We start from the raw sequence: 26,755 nt of genomic DNA on the forward strand, positions 1-26,755 counted from the left end.
CCACCAAAAGTACGACCAAATAACCAATACCTTTAATTTATTTAATACTTTCACATTAGACAAATTGTCTTCATTTATTTAAATAAGCACGAAATGCGTTAACAATTTTTGCCTTATCGTGGATGACTTTGCCGGTTCACCGCCCTAACATTCCGCCCGGGATCAGGCGCCCTGAACACGCCTGATCCCGCCCTGCCGCAAAGCGCGGCAGAAAGGGCGAGGATGCAAAACATTAATAAAAATAGCTCTTTGATTTCCCGATACCGCCCGAACCGGATAACAATTCGTACAGGCGTGCCGGAATTTCAGCCGCACCATCAGGAAACTATGACTTCGTAGAACAATGCACCGTGTCACTTGAGAGGGAACGGGGACCATGCATATCGCCATACTGGATGACGAGCCTGCCGTACTGGCCCAGGTCAGTCAGGCCCTGACTGGCCCATGGGGACGACATAAAGTCACACTGAAGATTTCCACCTTCTCCACTTGCAAGGAATTGATCCAGGCGACCAAACGCCACACCTTCGATCTGGCCATTCTCGATTGGGAATTGCCGGACGGCAGCGGGGTGGAAGTACTGACCTGGTTCACTTCCTACCTGGAATCGCCCCCTCCGGTGATCATGCTCACCGTGCGCAATAGTGAACAGGATGTGGTCGAGGCCCTGACCAGCGGTGCTGAGGATTTCATTAACAAGCCCTTCCGGGCGCGGGAACTGAAGGCCCGGGCCATCGCCGTGCTCCGCCGCCGCAATGGCCCCTTGAGTGTGGAAAAAGGGAGAGAGGAAGACCCCAGCCACGGCAACATCGTGTTTGACGTGAATCGTCAGACCCTGCATCGCGACGGCCAATCGGTCAAGCTGACGCATCAGGAATACCGGCTGGCCTTCCTGCTGTTCAGCAATCTTGGCCGCCCATTGGCCCGGGCGTATTTATACGAGTATGTCTGGGGTAAAGACGAACAATTCTCGTCACGCACTCTGGATGTACATATTTACCGTGTCCGCCGCAAGCTGGGACTGACCCCGGACCACGGCTGGCAGCTCAATGCCGTTTACGGCTACGGTTACCGCCTGCAAGAGGCCGACCCCTCCGCCGGTTAGGAATGATTACTCCCGGGACAGAGGCAAGCCACTACCCTGCCACTCCGCGTACACCAGCACCGCCCCTCCCGTCGCCAACGCCTTCTCGAAGGCGTCCCGTACCGCCGGCCGGGCCCGCGGCAGTTGGCTTTCGATGAGTACGCCGTCCCGGGCAATGAGCACCTCGACCCACCCGTGTTCCCTGGCCACCCGTTCCATACGCGGGTAATCATGGTATCCGCACAAATAATATTGGCGGGAGAACACCATCAGCGGCTGCCAGGCCCCCAACCCGCCCTCTTCCGTCTCGTCACCAACAGCGAGGGCACAACCAATGAACACATGGATCTCGTAAGTGGAATTGGCGCCCGCCATTGCTCATCCCCCCTCTTATTATTGTTTATTGTCGGCCGGGCCGACTTTCCTATCGAAAGGGAACGGCGGCGGGAAGTAAATATCAGGAAATAAGGGGACAGATAAAAAATCGCCGCACCGATTCGCTGCCAAGGCAGCTTCCCACAGCGGGAACCGCGGAGCCGCTGTGGGAAGCTGCCTATGGAGACAAGAGCCCCCGCCGGTACCGCAAGCGAGACGCCATAGGGAAAGGAGATCAGAGGAAGAAGCGGCTTGCGGTGGCCAGCGGGCATTTCACTATAGGCGCCCCGCCGAAACCTCGGAAGCCCCCTGTTAGACCTATTTGGAATCAATGGCGCCTGTTCATTCCCGCCCCCGGGCCAAGCCCCATGAAATCCACATAACCATTTGAATACAAAGAAGAATACAATAGTCGCCAAAGCATGAAAACGGTTGGAGGGGCACCCGCTTACACGCAACACGCTGGCACGCTAAAGGACCGTTGCCCGGGCAACGTTGGAAATCGCTCCAGGCGATTTTCTCCAAAGCGTGCCGGCGTGTTGCGTGTGGGCTTGCCAGGCTCGGCGCCACCGATTGACCCGGCCTGACGCCTCCGTTAACGTTGCGCCGCCCACGGAGGAAAACGATGGCCAAGCAAGTCCCGCAATTGGAAGAATCCCTGGATAACCTGGAAGCCCTGGTGGAGCGTATGGAATCCGGCGACATGACGCTGGAGGAATCCCTGCGCGCTTTCGAGGAAGGGGTAAAACTCACCCGCCAGTGCCAACAGGCACTGTCCCGGGCCGAGCAGAAAGTACAGATCCTCCTGGAACAGGACCCGGACGCCGAACCGGCCCCTTTCGAGACTCCCGATGGCCAGTGACAATCTGGGCCTGGGGCCTTTCGCCGACGGCGCCCGTATTCGCCTGGAACAGGCGCTACGCCACTATTTACCAGACCCCGCCCGCAGCGATGCGCCGCGCCTTGCCGAGGCCATGCGTTACGCCGTCCTGGCCGGCGGTAAACGGATCCGTCCGCTGCTGGTGTACGCCGCCTGCCAATTAAGTGGTGGCACGCCGGCACAAGCCGACGCCCCGGCCACGGCGGTGGAGTTGATCCACGCGTATTCCCTGGTACACGATGATCTGCCGGCGATGGACAATGACGACTTGCGCCGTGGCCAGCCCACCTGCCACCGCGCCTTCGACGAGGCCACCGCGATCCTGGCCGGCGACACCCTTCTGACAATGGCATTCGAGCTGCTTGGTGACGCCGGCGACTATCCGGCCGCCACCCGGGTCGGGATGGTCCGCGCCCTGGCCGGAGCCGCCGGAGCCGCCGGCATGGCGGCGGGGCAAATGCAGGACATGGAGGCCGAGGGCCGACTGCAACAGGTCGCCGCCCTGGAACGCATGCATTACCTGAAGACCGGCCGCCTGATCACCGCCAGCCTGCATCTGGGTTATCTGGCGGCGAACCGTCCGGATCCGGCCCTGGAACAAGCGTTATTGGGCTTCGGTGATGCCATCGGTCTGGCATTTCAGATTCAGGACGACATCCTTGATGTCACCGTGGATACCGCGCAATTGGGCAAACCCAGCGGTTCGGATGAAAAACAGGGTAAAAGCACCTTCCCCGCCCTGATCGGCCTGGAGGCCAGCCGTGAACGGGCTCAAACCCTGTGCCAGCAGGCCCGCGGGCACTTGCAGGGTCATGGTGAAGCGGCCCGCCCGTTACTGGATCTGGCCGACTATATTGTCCGCCGTGGTCACTGACCACCGCCCCCTGAAAAATGTCATGCCGGACTCGATCCGGCATCGCCTTCCACGAAGCCACTCCCCTTGCGGCGGGAGATCCCGGGTCACACAACGGTGCTTAGAGCACCGTTTGGACGCCCCGAAAGGGGAGTTCAGTGGTCTTAAGCCATGAATCTCTCTACCCCGGGATGGCGGGGTGTTTTCATCGGTCACTGACGGGGCCCCAACAACCCCGCTATAATGATGTTTTTCCGCACCGGCCTGGCGTCCACCGTCCGCCGGTAGCGGAACATCGCAGCTCCGTTCAGAGGCAGGTATGCCAAAGACCTTTACCGACATCCCGCTCACCCGCCCGGCCACGCCGCTGCTGGACAGTATCAACGCGCCGGCGGATTTACGGCGGCTGGCGCCACACCGGCTCGAGCAATTGGTGGACGAACTGCGGGCCTACCTGCTGTTCGCGGTGGGCCGCAGCGGCGGCCACTTCGGCGCCGGTCTCGGCGTGGTGGAGCTGACCGTGGCACTGCACTATCTGTTTGATACGCCCCATGATCGCCTGGTCTGGGATGTCGGCCATCAGTGCTATCCGCACAAGATCCTCACCGGCCGCCGCGAGGCGCTGACCTCCATTCGCCAGCAACACGGGCTGTCCGGCTTTCCCAAACGAAGCGAATCCCCCTATGACACCTTCGGCGTGGGCCACTCGTCCACCTCGGTCAGCGCGGCGCTGGGCATGGCCCTGGGCGCCCGTCAGGGCGATAAGGAACGGCGCACCGTGGCGGTGATCGGCGATGGCGCCATGACCGCCGGCCAGGCCTTTGAAGCCCTCAGCCACGCGGCCCACACGCGCGCCAATCTGCTGGTCATCCTCAACGACAACACCATGTCCATCGGCCACAACGTGGGCGGTCTGGCCAACTATTTCGCACGCATCTGGGCCTCCAAAACCTATATCGCGCTGCGCGAAGGCGGCAAGAAGGTGCTGTCGGCGATGCCGGCGGCCTGGGATTTCGTGCGTCGCACTGAAGAGAGCATGAAGAACATGGTGAGCCCGGACATGCTGTTCGAGGCCATCGGTTTCAACTACATCGGCCCCATCGATGGTCACGACCTGGACGAGCTCACCGCCACCCTGGAAAACATGCGCGACCTGGAAGGGCCCCAACTTCTGCACGTCTACACCACCAAGGGCAAGGGGTTCGCACCGGCGGAAGCGGATCCGGTGGGCTACCACGCACTCAACAAGATCGAGCCCAAAGCCAAGGTGGAAGTGGCCAAGCCGGCCAAACCCAAGGGGCCGAAATATCAGGACGTGTTCGGGCAATGGCTGTGCGACATGGCGGAGCGCGATCCACGCGTGGTCGGCATCACTCCAGCCATGTGCGAAGGCTCCGGCATGGTGGCGTTCCGCGACCGCTTCCCGGATCGCTACCACGACGTGGCGATCTGTGAGCAGCACGCGGTCACGCTGGGCGCCGGTCTCGCCTGTGAAGGTCAGAAGCCGGTGGTGGCGATCTATTCCACCTTCCTGCAACGGGGCTACGACCAGTTGATCCACGATGTCGCCCTGCAGGAGCTGGATGTGACCTTCGGCCTGGATCGCGCCGGCATCGTCGGTGAGGATGGCGCCACCCACGGCGGCGTTTTCGATCTGGCCTACCTGCGCACCGTGCCCAACATGGTGATCGCCGCCCCCAGCGATGAAAATGAGTGCCGGCAACTGCTCTATACCGCCTGGCTGCACCAGGGGCCGGCGGCGGTCCGTTATCCCCGTGGCACCGGCCCCGGCGCCGCCATCGAGAACACCATGACGCCGCTGCCTCTGGGCAAAAGCCGCGTACTGCGGGAAGGCAAGGGCCCCGTGGCGATTCTGTCCTTCGGCGCCCTCGGCGAAGCGGCCCGGGAAGCCGGCGAGACCCTGGACGCCACCGTTCTCGACATGCGCTGGGTCAAACCACTGGACCGCGACGCGATCCTCGCAGCCGCCGCCAGCCATACCCTGCTGGTCACGGTGGAAGATCATCAGCGTATGGGCGGCGCCGGTTCGGCGGTTAACGAACTGCTGATGGACGAAGGCGTAGTGATGCCGGTGCTGAATCTGGCGTTACCGGACGAATTCGTCCACCACGGCAAACGGGAAGCGTTGCTGGCCGACCATGGCCTGGATGCCGCCGGTGTCGAGCGCCGGATTCGGGACCGCTTGCAGCGGCTGGGCGCGGTTCTGACCCATCGGGCGTAAAGCGCGCCATTATTCGCTGGCAAGCCAGCTTCCCACAGAGAGGGCTACAGAGGCGCTGTGGGAAGCTGGCTTGCCAGCGAATGGCCAGACGCGGGCTGTTATACAACAGTCACGGCGACAGGAAACGCCGCCGCCATACGACACGAAACAACCATAGCACCGCCAGCGCCATGCCCCCGGCGATCAGATCATCGGCGACAATGCCCCAGCCTCCGGGCAAGACATGATCCACCCAACCCACCGGCCATATCTTGAGCACGTCGAAGAAACGGAAGCAGGCCAAACCAAGCAGCCCCCAAAGCGGATGCCGGGGCACCACCGACAGCGCCAGCAGTAGCCCCCCCAGTTCGTCCCAAACGATGGCGGGCGCGTCCTCGACGCCGATCACGTCGGCCGCGAAACCACACAGAGGAATCCCCACCACCACCACGCCCCCCAGAACCATGGCATAGAGCCGCCGGGAACAGGCCGCCAAAGGCCACCAGAACAGCATGAACAATACACAGCCCATGGTTCCCGGCGCCCAGGGGGATAGCCCAGTCCCCATGCCAATGGCCAGCAAAAACAGGATGGAAGACGGCGTCACGGACCCGACCCCGCTACTCGAAGTGACGCCAGCCAACGGACTCCGCGTCGCTCACCCGCCCATCGGGATAATGCAATCGCACCCCCGGGGTATCGGTGATCCGGCCAATGGCGCGGGCCCCTTGCGGGACGGCAATACCGGCCGGCCAGGTAAACAACAGCCCATAATCATCGCCGCCGGACAGCTGCAGCACCCAGCGGTCCTCCGCGTCCAGCGCCGCCAGTTCATCGTTCACCGGCAAATCCGCCAGCACCAGCTCCGCCCCCAGGTCGCCGCTGGCGCTCAGAATATGCCCGAGATCCTGCAGCAGGCCGTCGGACACATCGAGCGCGGCGCCGGCACGGCCGGACAGGGCCATGCCCCACTCCAGCGCGGGCCACGGACGGGCAAAATGCCGCGCGCTTTGTGAATCGCGCACACCGGCCCGCCAGTGACGCAGCCCCATCCCACCCAGCCCGGGCACGCCGGTCACCGCCAGGGTTTGCCCCGGCCGCGCCCCATCCCGACGCAATGCCCGCCCCGGCAATACCGAGCCGGTGGCTTGAATAGCGATATTCAAAGGCCCCCGGGTCACGTCGCCGCCCACCAGAGAGATGCCGGCCTGATCGGCCAGTTCGAACAGGCCGGCGCTGAAATCGCGCAACCAGTCGGGATCGGCTTCCGGCAAGGTCAGGGACAATAGAAACCAGCGGGGGGTGGCGCCCATGGCGGCAAGATCCGACAGGTTCACCGCCAGGCAGCGGTAGCCGATATCGGCGGCGGGCATATCCTCGGGAAAATGGCGGCCGGCGATACTGGTGTCCAACGTCATCACCAGTTGCTCACCGGCCGGCGGCGTCACCAGGGCGGCGTCATCGCCGGGGCCGAGGACCACGTCCTCGCCCTGGCGATGATGAAAGTAACGGCGGATGAGGGCGAACTCGTCCATGCCAGCTCCTGTTCATGAACGAAAGGTCGGGAAAGGTCCGTCAGGAAGGCGGCTGATCGTCGGGCGCGGCACCACCGGGCCGGGTTTCCGCCGCGCGTGCACGGCGGGCCAGCTTGTCCAGCACGCCATTGACGTACTTGAAGGAATCATCGGCACCGAACACCTTGGCCAGTTCGATACCTTCGTTGATCACTACCCGATAAGGCACGTCCAGACGCTCTCGCAGCTCGAAGGCGCCAATCCGCAGGATCACCTTCTCCACCTGGGACAACTCTTCCACCCGGCGATCCAGAAAGGGCCGCAGCGATTCATCCAGGTCCGAGACCCGGGCGGGCACGCCGTGGAGCAGGTCATGAAAATAGCTTCGATCGACCTTGCTCATGTCGTTCTGGGCCAGAAACTGAGCCTCGATATCACTCAGCGTGGTCCCCGCCAGTTGCCATTGATACAAAGCCTGCAAGGCGTAACGCCGGGCTTTGCGGCGGGCGGCGGGGGTGGAAGACGAAGCGGGAGTGGTCATTAAAGGGCCTTGAACAGAGAAACCATTTCCAGAGCGGACAGCGCGGCTTCCGCGCCTTTGTTGCCCGCCTTGGTACCACTGCGCTCGATGGCCTGTTCGATGCTGTCCACGGTAAGGACGCCGAACGCCACCGGCACACCGGTGCTGTTTTGTACCGCGGCGATGCCTTTGGCGGCTTCACCGGCGACGTACTCGAAATGCGCGGTACCACCGCGAATCACCGCGCCGAGAGCGATGACCGCGTCGTAATCCCGCTTTTCCAGCACTTTCTTCACCGCCACCGGCAACTCCCAGGCCCCCGGCACGCGAATGATTTCAATATCAGCGCGTTCCACGCCGTGCCGCACCAGCGTGTCCACGGCGCCGGCCAGCAGCGCTTCCACCACGAAGCTGTTGAAACGCGCCACCACCAGGGCGTACCGGCCGCCCACATTACTCAAAGTGCCTTCAAAGGTTTTGATGTCTTGCATGATCCTATCCTGCTAACCCACCGCACCAGGCAACGCCAGTGCTTAAGGTGGTGTCTACTGATGGCCGGACGCTGGACGCCCGACGCCGGACGCTTTTGGGATTCAGCGTCTCGCGTCCGGCGTCCGGCGTCTATTATTCCGCGTCCACATATTCCACGATCTCCAGGCCGAAGCCGGACAGCGCATTGAACTTCATTGGCGAGCTGAGCAGGCGCATTTTGCGCACGCCCAAGGCGGTGAGGATCTGCGAACCGGTGCCGATGTTGCGGTAGGCCCGGGACTGCCCCTTCGGCTGCGTGGCGGTGCCGTCAAAAAAGGCCTCGATCCGATTCAGGGTCGGTGCCGCCGACTCGTCGTCCTGACCGAGAATGATCACCACCCCACACTCGACCCGGGACACCGCCTCCAACACCCGGTGCATGTTCCAGCCGGTACGGCCGTCGATCTTGGCGCTCATCAGGTCCCGCAGCGGGTCCACCTGATGCACCCTGACCGTCACTTCCCGGTCCTCGGTGATCTCACCTTTTACCAGCGCCACGTGCACATGGCCGTCCACGGTGTCACGGAACGCCACCAAGCGGAAGTCACCGTACCAGGTCGCCAGCGGGTGCTCACTCACCTGCTCCACGGTCTGTTCATTGAGGGCGCGGTACTGGATCAGGTCGGCGATGGTGCCGATCTTGAGGCCGTGTTCCTGGGCAAACGTCTCCAGGTCCGGGCGCCTGGCCATGGAGCCGTCTTCGTTCATCACCTCGCAGATCACACCCGCCGGTTCGCACCCCGCCATCATCGCCAGATCACAGGAGGCCTCGGTGTGACCAGCCCGGCGCAACACGCCGCCGGGCTCGGCCATCAGCGGGAAAATATGCCCGGGCTGGACAATATCGGACGCCTTGGCATCACGGGCGGCGGCGGCCTGCACGGTGCGCGCCCGGTCAGCGGCGGAAATACCGGTGGTGACGCCCTCACGCGCCTCGATGGAAACGGTGAACTTGGTGCCAAAACCACTGCCGTTGGCGCGCACCATCAGCGGCAGATCAAGTTGCTCGCAGCGCTCCTTCGACATGGGCATGCATATCAGCCCGCGCCCGTATTTGGCCATGAAGTTGATCGCCTCGGCGGTCACGTGCTCGGCCGCCATCACCAGGTCGCCTTCGTTTTCCCGGTCTTCATCGTCCATCAGGATCACCATCCGGCCCTGACGAATATCCTCGATCAGTTCTTCAACGCTATTGAGCTGCATAAAAATTCGCCTTCAAGCTGGCACGCAACACGCTAACAAGCAAAGTACGTGCGGAGCATGCCAGTATTACTTCACAAAGCCGTGTTCGGCCAGCATCGCCATGGTGATGCCGGCGGAGCCGGGCTCCGCCGCCCGTTCGCCGAGCAGCAACCGCTCCAGGTAACGGGCAATGATATCAACTTCCAGATTCACTGGCGTGCCCGCTTTCCAGTCCTGAATGGTGGTCACGTCCTGGGTGTGGGGAATGATGTTGAGAGAGAACACCCGGCCATCCACCTCATTCACGGTGAGGCTGATGCCATCCACGGTGATCGAGCCTTTCTTGGCAATATAACGGGCCAGCTCCGCCGGCGCTTCGATGTCGATACGTACGGACCGGGCATCGGGGGTCAGGGATACCACTTTACCCAGGCCGTCCACATGACCGCTGACCAAATGGCCACCCATGCGGGTGGACGGCGTCATCGCCTTCTCCAGATTGACCCGGCTGCCCGCCTTGAGCTGTTTCAGCGAGGTCAGCGCCAGGGTTTCACCGGAGACGTCGGCGGCAAAGGTGTCGCCGCCAGCCAGTTCGGTCACGGTCAGACACACGCCATTGACGGCGATGGAGTCGCCCAGCCGCACATCGGCGAAATCCAGGTTGGCGCTCTGGATGCGCAGGGTCACGTCACCGTTGCTGGGAATCAGGGCGTCGATATGGCCCTGGGCCTCGATAATGCCTGTAAACATGGTGGTACCTCTGAATGATCCGGGCGGACAGGGACGGACCGCCGCGAAGGCGCATGGGAAAGGCGCGGCAAATGATAAACGTCCAGGGGGCTGGAGCCAAATCCGGCGCGTTCAGGGCCGTCCGGGGTAGCCCTCGGGATAGCAGGGCAAATCATCATTGATCGACCACCAATCGGCCTTGGAGGCGGTGAAAGCGTGCCAGGCCGGGCGCACGTCCAAAGGCCCGTTGATCAGACCGGCACGGATCCGCACCACCTCCGGCAGATCGGCCCGGCGGCTGAACAGCGGTGAACCACAGTGACCGCAGAACACCCGCTCCTTGCCCGGTGTGGACTCGAAGCCCTTGAGCAAGTCCTCACCGGCATCCAGGTGGAAAGCATCGGTGGGGACCGGAATATTGGTGGCGAAGGGCGTGCCCTGGGCATGCCGGCATTGGGAGCAATGACAGACCTGCACCGGCGCCAGTTCGCCTTCGATCCGGAACCGGACACCGCCGCATAAACATTGTCCTGTGTACATTACCGCTCCTCTCCCGGTGATCGCCCCTGATGCTGCTCATCATACCGCCCTCGCCAGAGCTGACCACGGTCCATACACCACCGCGGCCCCACCAATTTTGACGGCTCCGACATTTGAACGCTGAATCCATAACCGTGGCCAGTTTATTGGTTTGGAGATAGGAATTCGCGCTGCATTCGCGAGCAAGCCCGCTTCCCACGGAAAAAGCCACGAAGCCGCCGTGGGAAGCTGGCTTGCCAACAAATGAGCGTGTGGCGTGTCGGCGGCCTGTTACACAACGGTGGGATCGCACTAATCCACGGACCACGCCCCGGTCTGTTCCCATTGATCAGGCGCAAGCCGGCACCGGTTCCCGGCTTTGCTGTAGCTCATCCACCAGGCTTTCCACCCGGGACAACGCATCGGCGATGGACGCATCCAGGCGCTCACCACCCTCCTCCTGGTGCTCAATGGCGATCTCATGGAACCGCTCGATACCGATGAAGCCCAGCGCGGTGCGAACGCTTGCTTCCAGGTGATTCATATGCGCCAGGGGCCCGCCGGGATTCATCCCATGGTCGCCCCGGGAAGACAGAATCACGGCATGGCGGGGCCGGTCGGCGAGCAGCGGAGTGAACGAATCCTCCGGATTGGACGGATCGAAATCCACGGTGCGCCCAACCCGTACGATATTGTCGATCCAGGCCTTGAAGGCGGCGGGATAGCTGAAGTTATACATGGGCACACCCAACACCAGAACGTCCGCGTCCAATACTTCCTGAACCAGGGTATCGCTTTCCGCCAGCACCTCCCTCATCCAGGGTTGATGACGCTCCGGGGCGGTAAACGCGGCCTGGATCCACTCCACCGTGGTCAGTGCCGGCGGGCGGGCGCCAATATCCCGGCGCACCACCGTGTCCCCAGGCCGTCGGCGGCGCCACTGAGTGACAAAATGATCGGTGAGACGGCGGGTATGGGAGCCGTGCTCGTCGGTTCCCGCACGGCCGGGACGAGGGCTGGCATCGATATGCAATAACGTAGTCATGGCTCTGCTCCTTGATGAATGAGGCCAGTTCAATCATTGTTGACTCGAAACCCATGACATCAGAGCCACGAAAGAGCGACAAACGACGTTTTTTTGTCGATTCCGGAAAATAAAATTCATCCATTGAGGCACCACTGATGAGCGCCCGACACCTACCCCCTCTGTCCGCCCTGCGCGCCTTCGAAGCGACGGCACGCCTGCGCAGCGCCAAAAAAGCCGCCGAGGAGCTGTCGGTAACGCCCACGGCGATCAGCCATCAGTTGCGGCAGTTGGAAGAACACCTGGGCGTCCCTCTGTTCATACGCCGCCCACGGCAACTGACTCTCACCGCCCAGGGACAGGCGCTGAGAGCGGTATGCACCGACGCCTTCGACGCCATCGATGACGTGGCGTCACGACTGAGACAGACACCCCAGCGACAAAGCGTCACCCTGTCCACCATTCCGTCGGTGGCGGCGCGCTGGCTGCTGCCCAATGTCTGTTATCTGAGAGAAGAACAACCCGACCTGAATCTGAGCCTTCAAGTGACTTATGACGTACTGCCACTGGACGGCATCGCCGCCGACATGGCAATCCGCTATGGCGATGGCCGATGGCCCGGACTGGAGTCGGAAAAGCTGTTTGATAATGTCTTCGTGCCCGCCTGCAGTCCGGCGCTGAACATCCGCGACCATGACGACCTGCGCCATCACACCCTGCTGCACTACCAGCCCTCCACCAACTCCGGAGCGCTACTGGGCTGGCCCGCCTGGCAAAAACGGGCCCGGGTCGAGGGTCTGGATATTGATGCCGGTCTGGCGCTCTCGGACGACACCCACATCGTCAGCGCGGCCCTGGACGGCCAGGGCATTGCGTTGATGAGCCGGGAACTGATTCGGGATGAACTGCGCAGCGGCCGCCTGGTGCAACCGTTTGGACCGGAACTGCTGGCGCAGCCATTCCACCTGGTCTATCCAAAGGAACGGCTACGGGAGCAGGGTATCGCCGCGGTGCGGGACTGGGTGATGGGACTGGTCAGATGATCGCTGGATAAGAGCGAATCACGGCCCCCGGCACTACCTCGGTAACAGACGAATACGATAATCGTGACTGACGGAGGACGGCTGGGTTCCCGTTGCGCGTTCGTAATCCGGATGAACTCTCAGATAGTACAATCCGGTTTCCCCCGCGACGATATCATGACGAATCCCTTCGCAGTTTCGGGCTCCCGGGCTCGATGCCACCGTTTCATAGCCCTGCCCACTGACTTTCGCCAACAGTATTTCCATGCCCCATGCCGGCGGCAACACCTCATCGCCACAGAGGAAATTATCCACCACCAGGGTTTTGTCCCCCACGCCGACATAAAAGAAGTAGTGCGAGAAGCTGTTTTCCGTGGCATATGCCGAGTGTGTCAACGGCGGTGTACTGCCGCCATCACGGATTCCCGCTCTGCCATGGTGAGGCACACGATCCGGGGCAATCACCATCGGTTGCTGCGGGTGCCCGTCTCCCAGGCGCTCCACATAAACACGTACTTGACGCGCTTCGCCCCCGGTTCGGATGCGAAAATACATCCGACTGCCTTGTCTTCTGGCCGAGGTCGCCACCGAGCAATTGCCGTGGTTTTGACACTGCTCATAAAGACTGGCATTGCTATTACCGGTGGAAACGCTCTCCAGATAGACAGGCGCATCATTCGGAACGGGATCGGACTGCTGCACGACAACCCGATAACTGGCGTCCGTCGGCGCGTCCAGATAGAGCCCGGCTTGCCCATACTCGCCGCCGACCATCAACGACTGCCCGTCGCCACCAAGACACAGGCGCCGGTTATGCTCCGAATGACTTCCGTCCGGCCCCGGCGAGCAACTGGGCGCGTACCCTGCCAACAGGCTCTGAACACCGCCCAAATAAGGCGGAAACGCCTCCCCCGAGGCGTGCGGGTACTGCCCCGACAGATGTCCCTGGAGATGGGTCAGAAGCGCGCTCTCGTCATTATGCTCCGCTATTAGTTCGGCATAGCCCGTCCACATGGTTTGCCAGAACGCGCGGGCCTCTTCATTCTCGGCGCCACCGGCGGCAAAGCCTTCCCGCGCCGCCGCCAGCCCTTCCATGCCCCCCTGTGCCATTGCCGACAGAATCATCGGCAAAAGGCCGACTTCCTGATAGTAGGCCACATCCAGCGTCTCGCCGACGATAAACCCTTTCAGCATGTCCAGTGCCCCCGGCGGCATGCGCAGCCCCGTCAGCGCGTGGTATTCCAACAGGGTGCTTTGTAGCGCCGCCGGATAATCGTCATCATGCTCCGCCAAAGCCGCTTGCAAGCGCGCGCTGATCAAATCCGTGAGCGGATTAATGTTGCCCTTGCCGTCCGCCACGTTCACCACCGCTCTCAGCGTTATCGGCTCCGAACTGAACCGGCCGTTACGCTCGTCGAACCAATAGCCCTGAACTTTCAGCAATGCCGGACCGCTCAGCCCGGTCGCCGCAAACGCATAGCGGCCTTGCTCGTCCACCGTGGTTTCCAGAACTCGCGCACCTTCATCCACGGCCCCCAGAATCAATGGCACCAGCGTTACCTTGGATCCCGCCTGAAAAGGCCCTTTTTGCACCACTCCCGCCAACCGCCCACCCTCCGGCGGGGACGGCTCTTCCGGGGGATTGTCCTGCTCGGGATCTTCCAACGGAGGCTCGTCATGATCCGGTAAAGCGCCTGACGAAGCCGGCCCGCTGGATGATGAACCGCCACAAGCGACCAATAACATCAACACTGGCAACATGGCCCAAATACGCAATGTCATTATTTTCCCCTCCCAGGACCGCCCGCGGCTTGCCCCACTCACCCGGGTATTGGGAGCATGGAGCAAGAACCAGCAGGCGTATCCGGCTTGTTATACCAAGGTGGTTGAATTAGAAGCCCGTGACCGGACGCTGCTCGCCGGTGGGATCGTCAATGACTTTGCGCAAGGAACCCTGCTCACGGGTGTTGGCGTAATACACCTCGGTGGTGTCGTCATCCCGCTGTACCTGAATCAGGCGGTGCGGGCCAGGGGCCAGACCGTACATGGAAGCGGAATAGCAAACGCCGGCTTCACACTGGCCGTTATGCTGGCCCAGCACCACATATCCCGCCTTGGGATCGGCGGCGCTGACGGCGGCGATTTCCCTGTCATTGGTTTCCAGAAACACCTCGCTCAGCTCTGTCATATTGCTGATGGCGTCGCCGTTACCGCTGAGAGAAGCACCGATCCAGCGGGCGTCCTCGATCACCACGGCATCACTGCCGTCAATCTTTCTGGCCACCGCGTCATCACGACCGGTGATGTGCGCACGGGTATAGAAGATCCAACCGTCGCGGCTGCCAAGCACCTCGCTCTGGATACTGCCGCTCCAGTCCGCCTCGGTGGTATCCAGCACTTTTCGATCACCGCCCTGGCTGTTCCAGCTCACCACGCCATTGCCAGCCGAAGCCACCACCCGCCCTTCATCAGCAATGATAAAACCAAGCTCCCAGCCAAGCGGTTGTTCCTGTTCGGACAACACGGACCAACCCTCGCCTTCCACCCGGTAGATATCTTGTGGGGTCATACCGAAAAGTTCAGCGATACCGAAATACAGCACGCCGCCCTCCCGGGCCAGATGCCGTTCCTGAGGCACTACCGCCCCTCCGGCAATGCCCTCGGGGAAAACCAGAGGTTCATTGCTTTCATCCAGAACCTGAACCAATTTTTCAAATGGCTGAGTGGCGTCGTAACGCCATAAAGTGCCGCCTTCGGAAAGACAAGGGCGCCCGGCAATACCCGTATCAATAACCGTATCAATGATCAGATATTGGGAGCCATCGTTCAGCGGACCACCCAGCGGAACCGCTCTTTTTGCTTCCCTGCCGCCTGGCAGCAGGTTTGTATTGGAAATACTGTTACCGCCTTCGGGGTACATATGATCCATGGCCAGCCGATAGCCCCCATCACATTGAGTGCCGCCATAGTCACTGAGAACAAGATAGGTCTGTCTGTTCAGTGAATCATTTGCACCAAAGGCATCAATATCAACAACATGATGGACCGTTCCTCCGCCACTTGACCCTGGCGCATCGCCAGGCCCAAAGGTCATCCGCACGCGCTTTTCATTACCTGGCAAGCCATACACCACCGCCGCATCGCCCGAGTCCGAGTAATTCTGGCGAACCAGGGTGCCGGCGCCGGTCACCGCCGCGCCGAGATAGGTTTCCGACGACACCCGAACCGGGTCGGGTGCCCCCACCTCCGCGCCCACCCGGGCAAAGCCCTCGGAGGTTTCGCTGCCGTTCAAGCGGTTATGCAGAAACAGCACGTCCGCCACACGGTAATCGCTGACGCTACCATCGCTCGCATCAATGTTGGCTTCATGGAGCGGCACATAGTGGCTTCGCCCCATATCATCACCCTGCGCGGAATCCCGGGTATCCAGCGGCAGCGCTGTCGGCATCTCGGGGTTGGCCGGATCCAGGGCGTAAAGCACCGAACGATACATGGTTTGGCCAGTGCCCGGGCTCTCTCCGGTCTCGTAAGAGTGGCTGAAGTACAATAGATCCTGATTGTCGGCATCACCGGTCAGGCCGGACAGCGTTCCGGCCCCACCATCAGAGCCATCACCGGGATCATCACCTCCTGAAACATTCCCGCCACTAGCCGAACCGCCACCTCCGCCGCCACAGGCGGCAATGGCAATACCCAGCGCCAATACGGCCGCACCCTTCCATACTTTTCCGTCATTATTCATAGCTTTATTCCTTATACTCCCCTGTTGATATGAACCCGGCCTTTTTCCATCGGACGATTTCCAGTTTTCTCGTGGCGACCGCCCCAGGCGGGACTACACGAAACGCCTCTCACTCCTGCTCATCCCCCGGCCGTAGACGCACATCAAAGAACAGATCCAGCGTCAGCGAATCGCCGCCGGAGGCGTCTTTGCCGATGCCTTCCAAACGCTCCAGGGAGCCCTGGTAGCGCCCTTTGAGCACCACCGTGTCCTCTCCACTTTTCAGATGCTCAAGAGTGAGCTTTCCGCCGCCTTGATTGCTATACACCGGGAAAAGACTGTTTTCGGGAAAGTAGGACACTTCCGGAGTGCCAATAAGGCGGCCGTTCATCGCGGTGAAGGAAAGCGCCACGGATTCCGCTATCGCGAACTTTTCCTCCGCATGGCCCTGCACCTGGTACACCACCACCCCGGGCGCAACATTTGAAAAGCGGGCAGTGGATGTTTGACCGTCACGCAACACATGCCAGGAGCGGGACTCTCCGCCCAGTTCTCCCTCCAGAGTATCAGCGCCCGCCGACTCAGCTTTCGCCGTGAGCAATACGACCAAGACCGCGCCCTGAATCGTACACATCAACAGATCAGTCCCTTTCTGTTTCATCAAACCTCTCCCTTAATGCCACTCTCACCACAAGAGGAAGGGACGGTGCCAAGGACGTCCTGCCCTTCATGGTCATCGGTCATGGCAGCATAGAGAGACACCGCCGCAAGCCCAATCCCACAAACGGGTACCCTCAAAGGGGGGATGGGCGGGCAACGGGGCCGCCGATACGGTTCCCGATCGATGTGAATGAATGGAGTGCGATGTGGTATATGTGTTCGGGTAACCGGGGAGAGGGGAAAACCAATGAAAACGGCGCTCATTGTTGAAGATCACCGGGAAAGCAGGGAATGGCTCACGGAGCTGCTTCGGCAGGCATTCCCCGGTATATCCGTGGTAACGGCGGATACGCTATCCAATGCCAGCGCGAAGGCCAGCAAGGAGAATTTCAACCTGGCCGTGGTTGATATCAGCCTGCCCGACGGTAGCGGCGTGGATCTGGTAACCGAGTTGCAGGCCACGGCACCGGACACCTATATCGTCATGGCAACGATCTATGATGACGACAATCATCTTTTCTCCGCTCTGCAAGCCGGAGCCCTCGGCTATATCCTGAAAGACCAGCCTCGAACCCGCTTACTGGCTCAACTGCAAGGTATCGCCCGTGGGGAACCGCCCCTTTCTCCCAGCGTGGCCCGCCGAATTCTCCGCCACTTCCGGCGCACCTCCCTGCCCGAGGAGGTCCCCGATCTGACCCAGAGAGAAACGGATGTACTGCGTTTACTCGCCAGAGGCTTTACCCGCGGAGAAATCTCAGAAGCGTTGGATATCACCGCCAATACCGTGGCCAGCTATACCAAGACTATTTATCGGAAGCTGGGCGTTTCCGGCCGTGCCGAAGCCGCGCTGCAGGCGGTACGACTGGGGGTCATCAACAATGATCTCTGACACGTCACGATGGAGGCTTGCCCCCCTTCAGACGCTTTTGATAGCCAGTTTCCTTCTCCTCGCAACCATAGCACTTGCCGCCTGGCTGGCCACACGCGGGCCTTGGCTTGGCGTGAAGCTGATACCCGCTGACACTGAAGGACTACAGGTAACGAAGGTCGATCAACGGGGCCCCTTGGCTGGACGACTGCATCCCGGCGACCACATACGCGCTCTGATCATTCACGGCCGCCCGTTTTCGCTAAAAGGTTATGATCACCATCTCCAACCCCACGCCGAGCCCACCTTCCAGCACTACAACACCTATCTCGACGTGGAAAACCAGATAGCACAAGCCCTCCGCGCACCCACCGTGACATTGATAGTCAACAACGACCAGCCTCTGACGTTCGAGCCCGCGCTTCATCGCCCACTGTCATCCCTTCCGTGGACGTTCTGGTTGCTACATACCTATGGCTTGATTGCTTTTCTGATCGGCCTTTCAGTATGGGTTTTTTTACCCGCCAACTGGCCCCCTCGCCTGCTCGCCATTTCCGGCTCAGGCATGTTCCTGGCCACTTGGCAACATAGCTTGTGGGAAGTCCGCGAACTCGCCTTGCCCGCATGGCAATTCGATGCCTTGATGAGACTGAACCATATTGGCGTTCACCTTCTTCTTGTTGCCTTTCTTGTGCTGTTGATCATCTACCCAAAGCCCTTGAAACATGCTTCGAAGCTCATTTTCCTTATCACCACCGCGGTCGTGCTCCAGCAAATCAACGAAAATACCCAGATGCTGGATCTTCCTCTACACAGCTTCTATTTGCCTCTGGTGCTCTACTATCCCCTTGGCATAACTCTCGTTGTATCCCAGTGGCGACGCGCCAGGAACAATCCGCTGGACCGTGCCGCGCTGCGCTGGGTTTTCCTTTCAATCCTTATCGCCATGGGGGCAGGGTTGGTGGTGTATTTCCTGCCCGTGGCCTTCAAGGTAAGTCCCATCGCCAACCCCGCCACTATGGTAGGACTGGTGGTCACCTTATACCTGGGTTTCGCACTGGGCATTCTCCGTTACCGGTTATTCCAGTTGGAGCGATGGTGGTTTACCGCCTGGGCCTGGTTTCTCGGTGGTCTCACCGTGGTTCTGGTGGATATCCTGGTGATTTCCGCCTTCGGCCTGAGTCATGCCCATGCACTTGCCTTCTCCGTCATCGCGGTGGGCTGGGTTTATTTCCCCGTTCGGCAGTGGCTGTGGCGGCGGCTGGCCGCTTCCTCGGAAGTAAACATGGAGCGTCATCTTCCGGACTTCGTCGAAGCCCTATACAGCAATCCCGATGATCGCGCCTTCCCGCTTTGGCAGGAGCTACTCCGGAAAGTATTCCAGCCCCTTTCTCTCGACCGGATCGACGAAACCATTGAAAAGGCACGCCTTGCCGGAAATGGTTCCCGGCTTCTCCTTCCCTCGCCAGGTACGCCTTCAGGTGGGCTCTGTCTGCTCTATGGGCAAGGAGGCCGCCGACTCTTCGGCAAGCGGGATACCGAGATCGCTCAAGCGCTGGTTTCAACCGCGAAGCGGATCAACAATGTAAGGCAAGCACGCGAAGCCGGCGCCATCCAGGAGCGCCAAAGGATCATGAGGGATTTACATGATGATGTTGGTGGCCGTCTTCTTACCCTGATACACACCGCCCCCAACGAACATAACGAAGAGTTGGCGCGCAACGCCCTAACCGCCTTGAGAGAGGCGATTCACGCTCTGGATCACAGGCACTGCTATGATCTTCAGGCGCTACTCGAGGACTGGTACGGAGACCTTCGGGAGCGACTGGGGCCGCGCTTCGACCTCAACTGGTCAATATCAGGCGATATGGATAAAACCTCCCTGCCCCCGCGTCACTACATAAACCTGCGGCGTATCCTGGACGAATCGGTCACCAACGCGCTCAAACATGGCGTGCCAAACACGCTGACCTTTAATGCTCAGTTGGACCAGCAGGGAGAGCTCTGTTTACTGCTGCGCAATGAAGTGAACCGCTTTCCTTGCTCTGAATGGAGCGACGGCCTACCCGGCCGTGGACTCAGCAACATGCGCACACGTATTGAAGAGATCAGTGGAGAACTGTCACTTTATTGTGTACCTGGGAGTCCACGGCAGTTTTGCATGGAAGCACGCATTCCCCTACCAAAGGCCGACGCGGGGTACTTCATTACCGCCAAGTGAACCAGCCTTTCTATCCCTTGCCGGCTTTTCGAGGCGCCTGAATCCCCAGCGCCCCCCTCAGCCCCCCCTATTTCAGACGCCGGTCAAACACATGCCTGGCCTTGCCCTCGGACCGCGCCAGCGAACCCGTATCGGCGACCTCCACTTTGGTGCTGATACCGATGTGCGTTTTCACCCGCTGTTGCAAGGCTCTGGCCACGTCCGCCGATGCGGCGGAGGACTCTGGCTTGCGCTCGACCCGCACCGTCACGCAGTCCAGATTGCCATCCTTCTCCACATGGATTTCATAGTGCGGAGCCAGATCCTCGATCTTGAGAATCTGTTCCTCCACCTGGGTGGGGAAAACATTCACACCACGGATAATCAGCATGTCGTCGCTGCGGCCGGTGATCTTGTCGATGCGACGCATGGGACGAGCCTGACCGGGCAGAAGCCGGGTCAGGTCGCGGGTCCGGTAACGAACGATCGGCAGCGCTTCCTTGGTCAAGGAGGTGAAAACCAACTCGCCGTACTCGCCATCGGGCACCACTTCACCGGTTTCCGGGTTGATGATTTCCGGATAGAAGTGGTCTTCCCAGATGGTCGGGCCGTCCTTGGTTTCGATGCACTCCATACCCACACCCGGCCCCATCACCTCGGACAGGCCGTAGATATCCAGTGCACTGATACCGAGACGGTTTTCCAGCTCCTCGCGCATGGTCTGGGTCCATGGCTCGGCGCCGAAGATGCCCAGTCTCAGGCTGGACTCGCGCGGGTCCATGCCCTGCCGCTCCATTTCGTCGGCGATGTTGAGCATGTAGGACGGTGTCACCATGATGATGTCCGGCTCGAAGTCGCGGATCAGCTGAACCTGCTTCTCGGTCTGGCCACCGGACATGGGAATCACCGTGCAACCGAGTCGCTCGGCGCCGTAATGGGCGCCCAACCCACCGGTGAAGAGACCGTAACCGTAGGCCACGTGGACCTTGTCGCCGGCATGGCCACCGGCGGCACGGATGGAGCGCGCCATGACGTCGGCCCAGTTATTGATGTCGTTCCGGGTGTAGGCCACCACCGTGGGTTTCCCGGTGGTGCCACTGGAAGCGTGCACCCGCACCACTTCCCGCATGGGCGTGGCGAGCATGCCGAACGGATAGTTGTCGCGCAGATCCGCTTTGGTGGTGAAGGGAAAATGGCGCAGATCGTCCAGCGATTTCAGATCATAAGGATGAACACCGGCGTCATCGAACGCTTTGCGGTAGAACGCCACATTGTTGTAGGCGTGCGTGAGACTCCAACGAAGACGCTCCACTTGCAACTGCTTGAGCTCATCCACGCTGACCCGCTCCACCGGATCGAAACGATTCTCCAGGTTGAATGGCATGTTCATGCTCCGCCTCTCGTTATTCTGTCTTTAGGTCTGTCTGCGTTGCTTTTTGTTCGCTTAAAGCCGCTCGATCACCACGGCAATGCCTTGTCCCACGCCGATACACATGGTGCACAGCGCATAGCGGCCCTGACGCCGCTCCAGCTCGCACAAAGCGGTGGTGATAAGACGGGCACCGCTCATGCCCAGCGGGTGCCCCAGCGCGATGGCGCCGCCGTTAGGGTTCACGTGTTCGGCGTCATCCGGCAAACCCAGCTCCCGCAGCACCGCCAGGGACTGGGATGCAAAGGCTTCGTTCAGTTCGATGACGTCCATATCCACCAGATTCAGACCGGTCCGCGCCAACACCTTGCGAGTGGCCGGTGCCGGACCGATACCCATGATGCGCGGCTCAACACCGGCGGTGGCCATTCCCACCACCCGGGCGCGGGGCTTCAGGTTCCAGCGGCGCGCCGCCGCTTCGCTGCCCAGCAGCACCGCGCAAGCGCCGTCATTGACGCCGGAGGCATTACCGGCGGTGACCGTGCCGCCCTCCTTGCGGAAGGGTGTGCCCAGTTTCGCCAGCGCTTCCGCCGTGGTATCCGGTCGCGGGTGCTCATCTTCGCCGACGATCAGAGCATCGGCTTTTCGGCGCGGCACACTCACCGGCACGATCTCAACGTCGAACACACCAGCGGTCATGGCACGGCCTGCTCTCTGCTGACTGCGCAATGCAAAAGCGTCCTGGTCCTCACGGCCGATTTTGAATTGCTCCGCCACGTTCTCCGCGGTTTCCGGCATCGAATCGATACCGTATTGCTGTTTCATCAGTGAATTGACAAAGCGCCAGCCGATGGTGGTGTCGAATATTTCCGCCTTGCGGGAGAACGGCTGCTCGGCCTTGCCCATCACGAACGGCGCCCGGGACATGGATTCCACTCCGCCCGCCAGCATCAGACTGCCCTCGCCACAACGCAGAGCACGAGCGGCAGTGCCCACCGCGTCCATGCCGGAACCGCAAAGACGGTTCAGCGTCACACCGGGCACACTCACCGGCAAGCCGGCCAACAGCGCGCTCATCCTCGCCACGTTACGGTTGTCCTCGCCGGCCTGGTTGGCGCAGCCATAGAACACATCATCCAGCTGTGACCAATCCAGATCCGCATGACGTTCCATCAATGCCTTCATCGGCACCGCGCCAAGGTCATCGGCGCGCATCGTCGCCAAAGCGCCGCCGAAGCGTCCCACCGGGGTGCGCACGGCATCAAAAATCAGCGCTTCATTCATGCCTGGCTCTCCTCATCGTGAATCACCGGCCCGCGAACGCGATAGGATTTGCCGCGAAACAGGGCCACCAACTGGCCATCACCGCCGGTGACACGTACATCGTAAACACCGGTTCGCCCTTTACGGGTCAGTTCCCGCGCTTCCGCGGTGAGCACATCACCGGGTAATCCCGGCGACACATACTCGATGGAACAGCCGGCAGCGACGGTGGCTTCGTTATAGGTGTTACAAGCAAAGGCGAAAGCGGAATCCGCCAGCGCAAAAATAAAACCGCCGTGACAGGAGCCGTGCCCCTGAATCATGTCGTCACGTATTGGCATGCACAGGATCGCGCATCCCGGCGCAACGGTTTCCAGCGTCATGCCCAGTTCGCGGGTCGCGGTGTCCCTCGCGTACATGGATTCAGCACAACGTCTGGCCAAAGCAACACCGTCCAGCGCCGTCGTGGCGGTATTCGGGTCAGCCATGCAAATCTCCAAATCGGATGGGCAGCCTTAACGACCCTGGAACTCGGGTGCGCGCTTTTCCATGAACGCGGCGACGCCTTCCCGATAGTCTCCGGTGCGGCCCGCATCACGCTGCAAGTCCCGCTCCACGTCGAGCTGTGTATCGAGATCGTTGTCAAAGCTTTGATTCAAAGCCTGCTTGATCAGGGCAAGACCACGGGTCGGCTGAGTGGCCAGATGGCGAGCGAGGTCGGTGGCGGTGGCGCGCAACGCATCATCGTCCACGCATCGCCAGATCAGACCCCAGGCGGCCGCTTGCTCGGCGGTCAATTTGTCACCCAGCATGGACAGCCCCTTGGCGCGGGCCATCCCCACAAGGCGCGGCAGTTGCCAGGTGCCACCGGAGTCCGGCACCAGACCGATTTTGCAGAACGCTTGAGTGAAACTGGCGGAGCGGGCGGCGATGACCAGATCGCAGGCCAGGGCGATATTGGCGCCGGCACCGGCGGCGACACCGTTGACCGCCGCGATCACCGGCATCGGCAAACGCTGCAGGGTACGAATCAGCGGGTTGTACCAGGTTTCGATGGAAGAGCCCAGATCGGGCGCTTCGGCGCCGGGCGCCACGCTCCGGTCGGAAAGATCCTGGCCGGCGCAAAAACCACGGCCGTTCCCGGTGATCAGCAGGGCCCGCACGGTTTGATCCTGCTCCACCATGGACAGGGCTTCCCGTACTTCCCGGTGCATCTGCTCATTGAAACTGTTCAGACGTTCCGGACGATTCAGCGCCAGGGTAGCGACGCCGTCCTCCAGACGAAACTGAATGGTGGCGAACTCCATAATCCGGTCCTGCCCTTTTCTTGGTATCGATGATCAGACCTGCCAGGCAGTGGCCCGCCGCGCAGTTCCGACGCCAAACTATGGTCGGAAAGCATAGCCCAGACATGACACAAGTCAACACATGGATTCTATATTTATGTATCGAATTAGAAGAATAGAACAAGAAGAAAATCCGGAATAAGGAACTTTTTTCCTTTAATTTCATCAGGATAAGCCTGATAAACAGGCCATTCCCTTTATGTTACCAAAGTTCCCAAAAGGCAATTAAATAAGGAATCACCGGGCAAACTACGAAACCGCTGCAGGAAGAGGCCCGAGCGGTGCTCCGCTTGGCCGCGATGCCCCTGGGCCGTTGGCTATTCGCTTGCCAGCAAGCTTCCCACAGCGGCTTCGTAGCATGATCCGTGGGAGCCAGCCTGCTGGCGAATGGCGCGCCAGAGCTTGCAAGGCACCATAGAAGCTCCCACAGCAGCTTTGTCAATCCAGTCCGCCAAAGCGCAGATAGAAACCATCCCCCGGCTCCGGCAAGGGGCCTTCCGCGGTTTCCGTGCGCTCGCTCATCCAGGCTTCCGCGCCACGATAGGTCAGTCGATACAGGTTGCGGCAAAGCTGGCGCGCGGCGCGGCCTTCCCAGTCCGAGGGCAACAGTTCCTCCGGCAACAACGGATCGCGCAACAGCAGTTTGCGATATTCGTGAATCAACAACGTACGCGCCAGAAAACACTCCATCGGCGGCGGCGTCTCCAGCTTGCTCATTTCCTGCCAGAGCGGACGGAACTGGTCGAGAAACTCCCGATACCCCTCCGAGAGCTGCTCCAGATTCCAGGCGTCCCTCACCTGCAAACGCAACGGCCGTGATGCAAAGCTGTCCTGGGCCCGGGTCTCGAATATGATCGTGTCTTCCAGCGCGTTCTGCTCCTGCAGCGTCGCGTTCAACTCGGCCCGGTCCACCATCGGATGAGCCACCATACCCGGCGTCAGCCCGCCGAACCCCATCCATTCCAGTTCCTGGCGCACATCACGGCGGGCCTCCGGATCCAGTTGATTGAGAATGACCAGGGTCCAGGCACCGTCCCAGGTGGGCCGCACGCCGGAATAGACGCGCTTGAAAGCCTTCTCGAAACGGCGACGGCCAGCGGCGGTGAGTCCGTAGTAGCTGCGGCGCCCTACTTTCTCCGCGATAAGCCAGCCTTCCCGGGTCAGCCGGAACACCGAGGTGCGCACCAGACGCTGATTGATGCCCATGGGTTCCAGCAGATCGATCAGGCTGCCCAACCACACCGCGCCGCCTCTGGGCACGATGGCGTCACCGAACAGGGTGATGATCAGGGAACCGGTACGCAGCGGCCGGCGCTGCTGAAAACGTTCGATCAAGCGTTCCAATTGCTCGCATTGCAAATCCACTGGGTGATCTTCCTATCTCCGGGCCCTTTCCGGGGGCATTCAAATCAGCGTGATACCGGCCTTTTCGGCGGCGCGACATGCTACCAAAGCCTCCTGTCCGGAGACATAAAAGGCCAATGAATAGCACCATAAAACAGCGGCTTGGACCAATATAGCAACTTTTATGACACATTAAATTTGATCTTGACTTAAAATTCGTATCGCTTTATACCTGAAAAAACATGGACGCTAATGGGACGTCCCGCGCCACCGGAGCCCGGTCAGGCGCATAAAAACAAAGCCCCTCCGGGGCATACGCAGATAGGTGTGATAATGAAAACAAAGCTGAAAACCCTGGCGGTGGGCGCCGTGGCGGCGCTGGGTCTGACCTCCCTGTCCCCAGTCGTGAAGGCGGAAGACCCGATTCGCATCGGTTCATTCCTCTCCGTTACCGGCCCGGCCGCGTTTCTCGGCGACCCGGAACTGAAAACCCTGGAACTGTATGTAGACCAACTGAACGAAAACGGCGGCCTGCTGGGCCGCGAGGTTCAATTGGTTCACTACGACGATTCCGGAGACGCGTCCAAAGCCCGGACCTTCGTTACCCGCCTGCTGCGGCAGGACAAGGTCGATCTCATCATCGGCGGCAGTACCACCGGCGCCACCATGGCGGCGGTGCCAGTGATTGAACAGGCCCGTGTGCCTTTCATTTCCCTGGCCGGCGCGGAAACCATCTCCACCCCGGTGAAGAAATGGGTGTTCAAGATGCCGCAATCCGATCGCCAGGCCGCCCGGCGCGTACTCACCGACATGAAGGAACGAGGTCTCACCCATATCGGCCTGATTTCCGGTACCGGCGGCTTCGGCGCTTCCGGCCGTAACGTGACCCTGGAAGAAGCCAAGGCCATGGGGATCGAAGTGGTCGCCGACGAGACCTATAACCCGAAAGACACCGACGTCACCGCCCAGCTCACCCGTATCCGCAATACCGAGGGCGTCCAGGCGGTGCTCAACTTCGACTTCGGCCAGGGCCCGGCCATCGTCACCAAGAACTACAAGCAACTGGGCATCGAACTGCCGTTTTACCAATCCCATGGCGTCGCTTCCGACAGCTTCCTGAAACTGGCCGGCGACGCCGCCAATGGCCTGCGCCTGCCCGCCACCGCCTTGTTGGTGGCCGACACCATCCCTGATAACGATCCCCAACACGGCGTTGTCACCGGCTACAAACAGGCTTACGAGGATCGCTACAACAGTTCGGTGTCAACCTTTGGCGGCTACGCTTACGACGGCTTCCAGTTGGCGGTGCAAGCCATCAAACAGGCAGGCTCCACTGATCCGGCGAAAGTGCGTGACGCTCTGGAAAACATTCAGGGTTACGCAGGCGTCACCGGCACCTACCACCTGAGCCCCGAGGATCACATGGGGCTGTCCTATGATTCCTTCCGCATTCTCGAGGTGAAGGACGGCCACTGGGCTCTGGTGGAATGATCCGCCATCCGGGCGCCCCGGACGGCGCCCGGGCACTTG

25 protein-coding genes are annotated in these 26,755 nt (G+C 60.8%); 8 read left to right on the forward strand and 17 right to left on the reverse strand.

The window, feature by feature from the left end:
* Positions 1 to 376 precede the first annotated feature (376 nt).
* Entirely contained in the window at positions 377 to 1,105 is a 729-nt protein-coding gene (locus tag A6D6_RS03040; RefSeq protein ID WP_133491852.1) for a response regulator transcription factor, read from the forward strand.
* A gap of 6 nt (positions 1,106 to 1,111) precedes the next feature.
* On the opposite strand, the gene A6D6_RS03045 is transcribed toward A6D6_RS03040, so the two are convergent.
* A complete protein-coding gene (locus A6D6_RS03045) occupies positions 1,112 to 1,459 on the reverse strand; it encodes a hypothetical protein (RefSeq protein ID WP_159659888.1) in 348 nt (115 codons plus the stop codon).
* Between the two features lie 625 nt (positions 1,460 to 2,084).
* Here A6D6_RS03045 and A6D6_RS03050 point away from each other — a divergent pair.
* The 3 genes from A6D6_RS03050 (at position 2,085) to dxs (ending at position 5,434) form a co-directional block, all read left to right on the forward strand.
* Positions 2,085 to 2,321 (forward strand): exodeoxyribonuclease VII small subunit, encoded by a 237-nt coding sequence (locus A6D6_RS03050; protein ID WP_159659889.1) that lies wholly within the window; start codon positions 2,085 to 2,087, stop codon positions 2,319 to 2,321.
* On the forward strand, positions 2,311 to 3,213 hold the full coding sequence (locus A6D6_RS03055) for a polyprenyl synthetase family protein (RefSeq protein WP_133491849.1): 903 nt from the start codon (positions 2,311 to 2,313) through the stop codon (positions 3,211 to 3,213). Before A6D6_RS03050 ends, A6D6_RS03055 begins: the two co-directional genes overlap by 11 nt.
* Before the next feature lie 298 nt (positions 3,214 to 3,511).
* A complete protein-coding gene (dxs, locus tag A6D6_RS03060) occupies positions 3,512 to 5,434 on the forward strand; it encodes a 1-deoxy-D-xylulose-5-phosphate synthase (RefSeq protein ID WP_133491848.1) in 1,923 nt (640 codons plus the stop codon).
* Between the two features lie 109 nt (positions 5,435 to 5,543).
* Here dxs and A6D6_RS03065 read toward each other — a convergent pair whose 3' ends face one another.
* The 8 genes from A6D6_RS03065 to A6D6_RS03100 all read right to left on the reverse strand — a co-directional run bounded on the left by A6D6_RS03065 (position 5,544) and on the right by A6D6_RS03100 (position 11,453).
* Positions 5,544 to 6,020 (reverse strand): phosphatidylglycerophosphatase A family protein, encoded by a 477-nt coding sequence (locus tag A6D6_RS03065; RefSeq protein ID WP_159659890.1) that lies wholly within the window; start codon positions 6,018 to 6,020, stop codon positions 5,544 to 5,546.
* Between the two features lie 13 nt (positions 6,021 to 6,033).
* Positions 6,034 to 6,948, reverse strand: coding sequence for a thiamine-phosphate kinase (gene thiL, locus A6D6_RS03070; protein ID WP_133491846.1), 915 nt, complete (start codon positions 6,946 to 6,948; stop codon positions 6,034 to 6,036).
* A 40-nt stretch (positions 6,949 to 6,988) separates the two neighbouring features.
* Complete coding sequence (nusB, locus tag A6D6_RS03075; RefSeq protein ID WP_055099755.1) at positions 6,989 to 7,468, reverse strand: transcription antitermination factor NusB; 480 nt, start codon at positions 7,466 to 7,468, stop codon at positions 6,989 to 6,991.
* The gene (gene ribH, locus A6D6_RS03080) at positions 7,468 to 7,938 is read right to left on the reverse strand and encodes a 6,7-dimethyl-8-ribityllumazine synthase (protein ID WP_014993227.1); all 471 of its coding nucleotides are present in this window, start codon (positions 7,936 to 7,938) and stop codon (positions 7,468 to 7,470) included. Before ribH ends, nusB begins: the two co-directional genes overlap by 1 nt.
* Before the next feature lie 133 nt (positions 7,939 to 8,071).
* Entirely contained in the window at positions 8,072 to 9,181 is a 1,110-nt protein-coding gene (gene ribBA, locus A6D6_RS03085; protein WP_133491845.1) for a bifunctional 3,4-dihydroxy-2-butanone-4-phosphate synthase/GTP cyclohydrolase II, read from the reverse strand.
* Positions 9,182 to 9,247: 66 nt separating this feature from the next.
* The gene (locus tag A6D6_RS03090) at positions 9,248 to 9,910 is read right to left on the reverse strand and encodes a riboflavin synthase (protein ID WP_133491844.1); all 663 of its coding nucleotides are present in this window, start codon (positions 9,908 to 9,910) and stop codon (positions 9,248 to 9,250) included.
* 111 nt (positions 9,911 to 10,021) lie between these two features.
* Positions 10,022 to 10,429 carry a GFA family protein gene (locus A6D6_RS03095; protein WP_159659891.1) on the reverse strand — a complete coding sequence of 136 codons (408 nt, stop codon included), beginning with the start codon at positions 10,427 to 10,429 and terminating at the stop codon, positions 10,022 to 10,024.
* Between the two features lie 328 nt (positions 10,430 to 10,757).
* Entirely contained in the window at positions 10,758 to 11,453 is a 696-nt protein-coding gene (locus A6D6_RS03100) for an FMN-dependent NADH-azoreductase (protein ID WP_159659892.1), read from the reverse strand.
* Positions 11,454 to 11,590: 137 nt separating this feature from the next.
* Between A6D6_RS03100 and A6D6_RS03105 the strand changes: the two genes are divergently transcribed.
* A complete protein-coding gene (locus A6D6_RS03105) occupies positions 11,591 to 12,475 on the forward strand; it encodes a LysR substrate-binding domain-containing protein (protein ID WP_159659893.1) in 885 nt (294 codons plus the stop codon).
* 33 nt (positions 12,476 to 12,508) lie between these two features.
* On the opposite strand, the gene A6D6_RS03110 is transcribed toward A6D6_RS03105, so the two are convergent.
* From A6D6_RS03110 to A6D6_RS03120, 3 genes are all read right to left on the reverse strand, one after another.
* A complete protein-coding gene (locus A6D6_RS03110; protein ID WP_159659894.1) occupies positions 12,509 to 14,236 on the reverse strand; it encodes a hypothetical protein in 1,728 nt (575 codons plus the stop codon).
* Positions 14,237 to 14,345: 109 nt separating this feature from the next.
* Positions 14,346 to 16,196, reverse strand: a complete 1,851-nt coding sequence (locus A6D6_RS03115) for a hypothetical protein (protein ID WP_159659895.1) — start codon at positions 16,194 to 16,196, stop codon at positions 14,346 to 14,348.
* A gap of 109 nt (positions 16,197 to 16,305) precedes the next feature.
* Positions 16,306 to 16,836: a hypothetical protein gene (locus A6D6_RS03120; RefSeq protein ID WP_063140333.1), complete on the reverse strand. Its 531-nt coding sequence runs from the start codon at positions 16,834 to 16,836 to the stop codon at positions 16,306 to 16,308.
* 246 nt (positions 16,837 to 17,082) lie between these two features.
* Between A6D6_RS03120 and A6D6_RS03125 the strand changes: the two genes are divergently transcribed.
* A complete protein-coding gene (locus A6D6_RS03125; RefSeq protein WP_133491836.1) occupies positions 17,083 to 17,724 on the forward strand; it encodes a response regulator in 642 nt (213 codons plus the stop codon).
* Positions 17,714 to 19,924, forward strand: coding sequence for a hypothetical protein (locus tag A6D6_RS03130; protein ID WP_159659896.1), 2,211 nt, complete (start codon positions 17,714 to 17,716; stop codon positions 19,922 to 19,924). Before A6D6_RS03125 ends, A6D6_RS03130 begins: the two co-directional genes overlap by 11 nt.
* Positions 19,925 to 19,991: 67 nt before the next feature.
* Here A6D6_RS03130 and paaK read toward each other — a convergent pair whose 3' ends face one another.
* From paaK to paaX, 5 genes are all read right to left on the reverse strand, one after another.
* Positions 19,992 to 21,287, reverse strand: a complete 1,296-nt coding sequence (gene paaK, locus A6D6_RS03135) for a phenylacetate--CoA ligase PaaK (protein ID WP_159659897.1) — start codon at positions 21,285 to 21,287, stop codon at positions 19,992 to 19,994.
* Between the two features lie 60 nt (positions 21,288 to 21,347).
* The gene (gene pcaF / locus A6D6_RS03140) at positions 21,348 to 22,556 is read right to left on the reverse strand and encodes a 3-oxoadipyl-CoA thiolase (RefSeq protein WP_159659898.1); all 1,209 of its coding nucleotides are present in this window, start codon (positions 22,554 to 22,556) and stop codon (positions 21,348 to 21,350) included.
* On the reverse strand, positions 22,553 to 23,023 hold the full coding sequence (gene paaI / locus A6D6_RS03145; RefSeq protein WP_201303691.1) for a hydroxyphenylacetyl-CoA thioesterase PaaI: 471 nt from the start codon (positions 23,021 to 23,023) through the stop codon (positions 22,553 to 22,555). The genes pcaF and paaI overlap by 4 nt, the downstream gene beginning before the upstream one ends.
* Before the next feature lie 27 nt (positions 23,024 to 23,050).
* Positions 23,051 to 23,842, reverse strand: a complete 792-nt coding sequence (gene paaG / locus A6D6_RS03150; RefSeq protein WP_159659899.1) for a 2-(1,2-epoxy-1,2-dihydrophenyl)acetyl-CoA isomerase PaaG — start codon at positions 23,840 to 23,842, stop codon at positions 23,051 to 23,053.
* Between the two features lie 477 nt (positions 23,843 to 24,319).
* Positions 24,320 to 25,246 (reverse strand): phenylacetic acid degradation operon negative regulatory protein PaaX, encoded by a 927-nt coding sequence (gene paaX / locus A6D6_RS03155; protein ID WP_133491831.1) that lies wholly within the window; start codon positions 25,244 to 25,246, stop codon positions 24,320 to 24,322.
* 312 nt (positions 25,247 to 25,558) lie between these two features.
* Here paaX and A6D6_RS03160 point away from each other — a divergent pair, with 312 nt between their 5' ends.
* Complete coding sequence (locus A6D6_RS03160; RefSeq protein ID WP_133491830.1) at positions 25,559 to 26,716, forward strand: ABC transporter substrate-binding protein; 1,158 nt, start codon at positions 25,559 to 25,561, stop codon at positions 26,714 to 26,716.
* Positions 26,717 to 26,755 lie beyond the last annotated feature (39 nt).

Origin of the sequence: Alcanivorax xiamenensis, from assembly GCF_009846745.1 — a bacterium.
In the GTDB taxonomy this organism is placed as follows: Bacteria; Pseudomonadota; Gammaproteobacteria; order Pseudomonadales; family Alcanivoracaceae; genus Alloalcanivorax; species Alloalcanivorax xiamenensis.

Excerpts from the sequence above, each read along its gene's own strand:
- A6D6_RS03040 (WP_133491852.1), top strand. The coding sequence starts at position 377 with ATGCATATCGCCATACTGGATGACGAGCCTGCCGTACTGGCCCAGGTC.
- A6D6_RS03045 (WP_159659888.1), bottom strand. The coding sequence starts at position 1,459 with ATGGCGGGCGCCAATTCCACTTACGAGATCCATGTGTTCATTGGTTGT.
- A6D6_RS03050 (WP_159659889.1), top strand. The coding sequence starts at position 2,085 with ATGGCCAAGCAAGTCCCGCAATTGGAAGAATCCCTGGATAACCTGGAA.
- A6D6_RS03055 (WP_133491849.1), top strand. The coding sequence starts at position 2,311 with ATGGCCAGTGACAATCTGGGCCTGGGGCCTTTCGCCGACGGCGCCCGT.
- dxs (WP_133491848.1), top strand. The coding sequence starts at position 3,512 with ATGCCAAAGACCTTTACCGACATCCCGCTCACCCGCCCGGCCACGCCG.
- thiL (WP_133491846.1), bottom strand. The coding sequence starts at position 6,948 with ATGGACGAGTTCGCCCTCATCCGCCGTTACTTTCATCATCGCCAGGGC.
- nusB (WP_055099755.1), bottom strand. The coding sequence starts at position 7,468 with ATGACCACTCCCGCTTCGTCTTCCACCCCCGCCGCCCGCCGCAAAGCC.
- ribH (WP_014993227.1), bottom strand. The coding sequence starts at position 7,938 with ATGCAAGACATCAAAACCTTTGAAGGCACTTTGAGTAATGTGGGCGGC.
- ribBA (WP_133491845.1), bottom strand. The coding sequence starts at position 9,181 with ATGCAGCTCAATAGCGTTGAAGAACTGATCGAGGATATTCGTCAGGGC.
- A6D6_RS03090 (WP_133491844.1), bottom strand. The coding sequence starts at position 9,910 with ATGTTTACAGGCATTATCGAGGCCCAGGGCCATATCGACGCCCTGATT.
- A6D6_RS03095 (WP_159659891.1), bottom strand. The coding sequence starts at position 10,429 with ATGTACACAGGACAATGTTTATGCGGCGGTGTCCGGTTCCGGATCGAA.
- A6D6_RS03100 (WP_159659892.1), bottom strand. The coding sequence starts at position 11,453 with ATGACTACGTTATTGCATATCGATGCCAGCCCTCGTCCCGGCCGTGCG.
- A6D6_RS03105 (WP_159659893.1), top strand. The coding sequence starts at position 11,591 with ATGAGCGCCCGACACCTACCCCCTCTGTCCGCCCTGCGCGCCTTCGAA.
- A6D6_RS03110 (WP_159659894.1), bottom strand. The coding sequence starts at position 14,236 with ATGACATTGCGTATTTGGGCCATGTTGCCAGTGTTGATGTTATTGGTC.
- A6D6_RS03115 (WP_159659895.1), bottom strand. The coding sequence starts at position 16,196 with ATGAATAATGACGGAAAAGTATGGAAGGGTGCGGCCGTATTGGCGCTG.
- A6D6_RS03120 (WP_063140333.1), bottom strand. The coding sequence starts at position 16,836 with ATGAAACAGAAAGGGACTGATCTGTTGATGTGTACGATTCAGGGCGCG.
- A6D6_RS03125 (WP_133491836.1), top strand. The coding sequence starts at position 17,083 with ATGAAAACGGCGCTCATTGTTGAAGATCACCGGGAAAGCAGGGAATGG.
- A6D6_RS03130 (WP_159659896.1), top strand. The coding sequence starts at position 17,714 with ATGATCTCTGACACGTCACGATGGAGGCTTGCCCCCCTTCAGACGCTT.
- paaK (WP_159659897.1), bottom strand. The coding sequence starts at position 21,287 with ATGCCATTCAACCTGGAGAATCGTTTCGATCCGGTGGAGCGGGTCAGC.
- pcaF (WP_159659898.1), bottom strand. The coding sequence starts at position 22,556 with ATGAATGAAGCGCTGATTTTTGATGCCGTGCGCACCCCGGTGGGACGC.
- paaI (WP_201303691.1), bottom strand. The coding sequence starts at position 23,023 with ATGGCTGACCCGAATACCGCCACGACGGCGCTGGACGGTGTTGCTTTG.
- paaG (WP_159659899.1), bottom strand. The coding sequence starts at position 23,842 with ATGGAGTTCGCCACCATTCAGTTTCGTCTGGAGGACGGCGTCGCTACC.
- A6D6_RS03160 (WP_133491830.1), top strand. The coding sequence starts at position 25,559 with ATGAAAACAAAGCTGAAAACCCTGGCGGTGGGCGCCGTGGCGGCGCTG.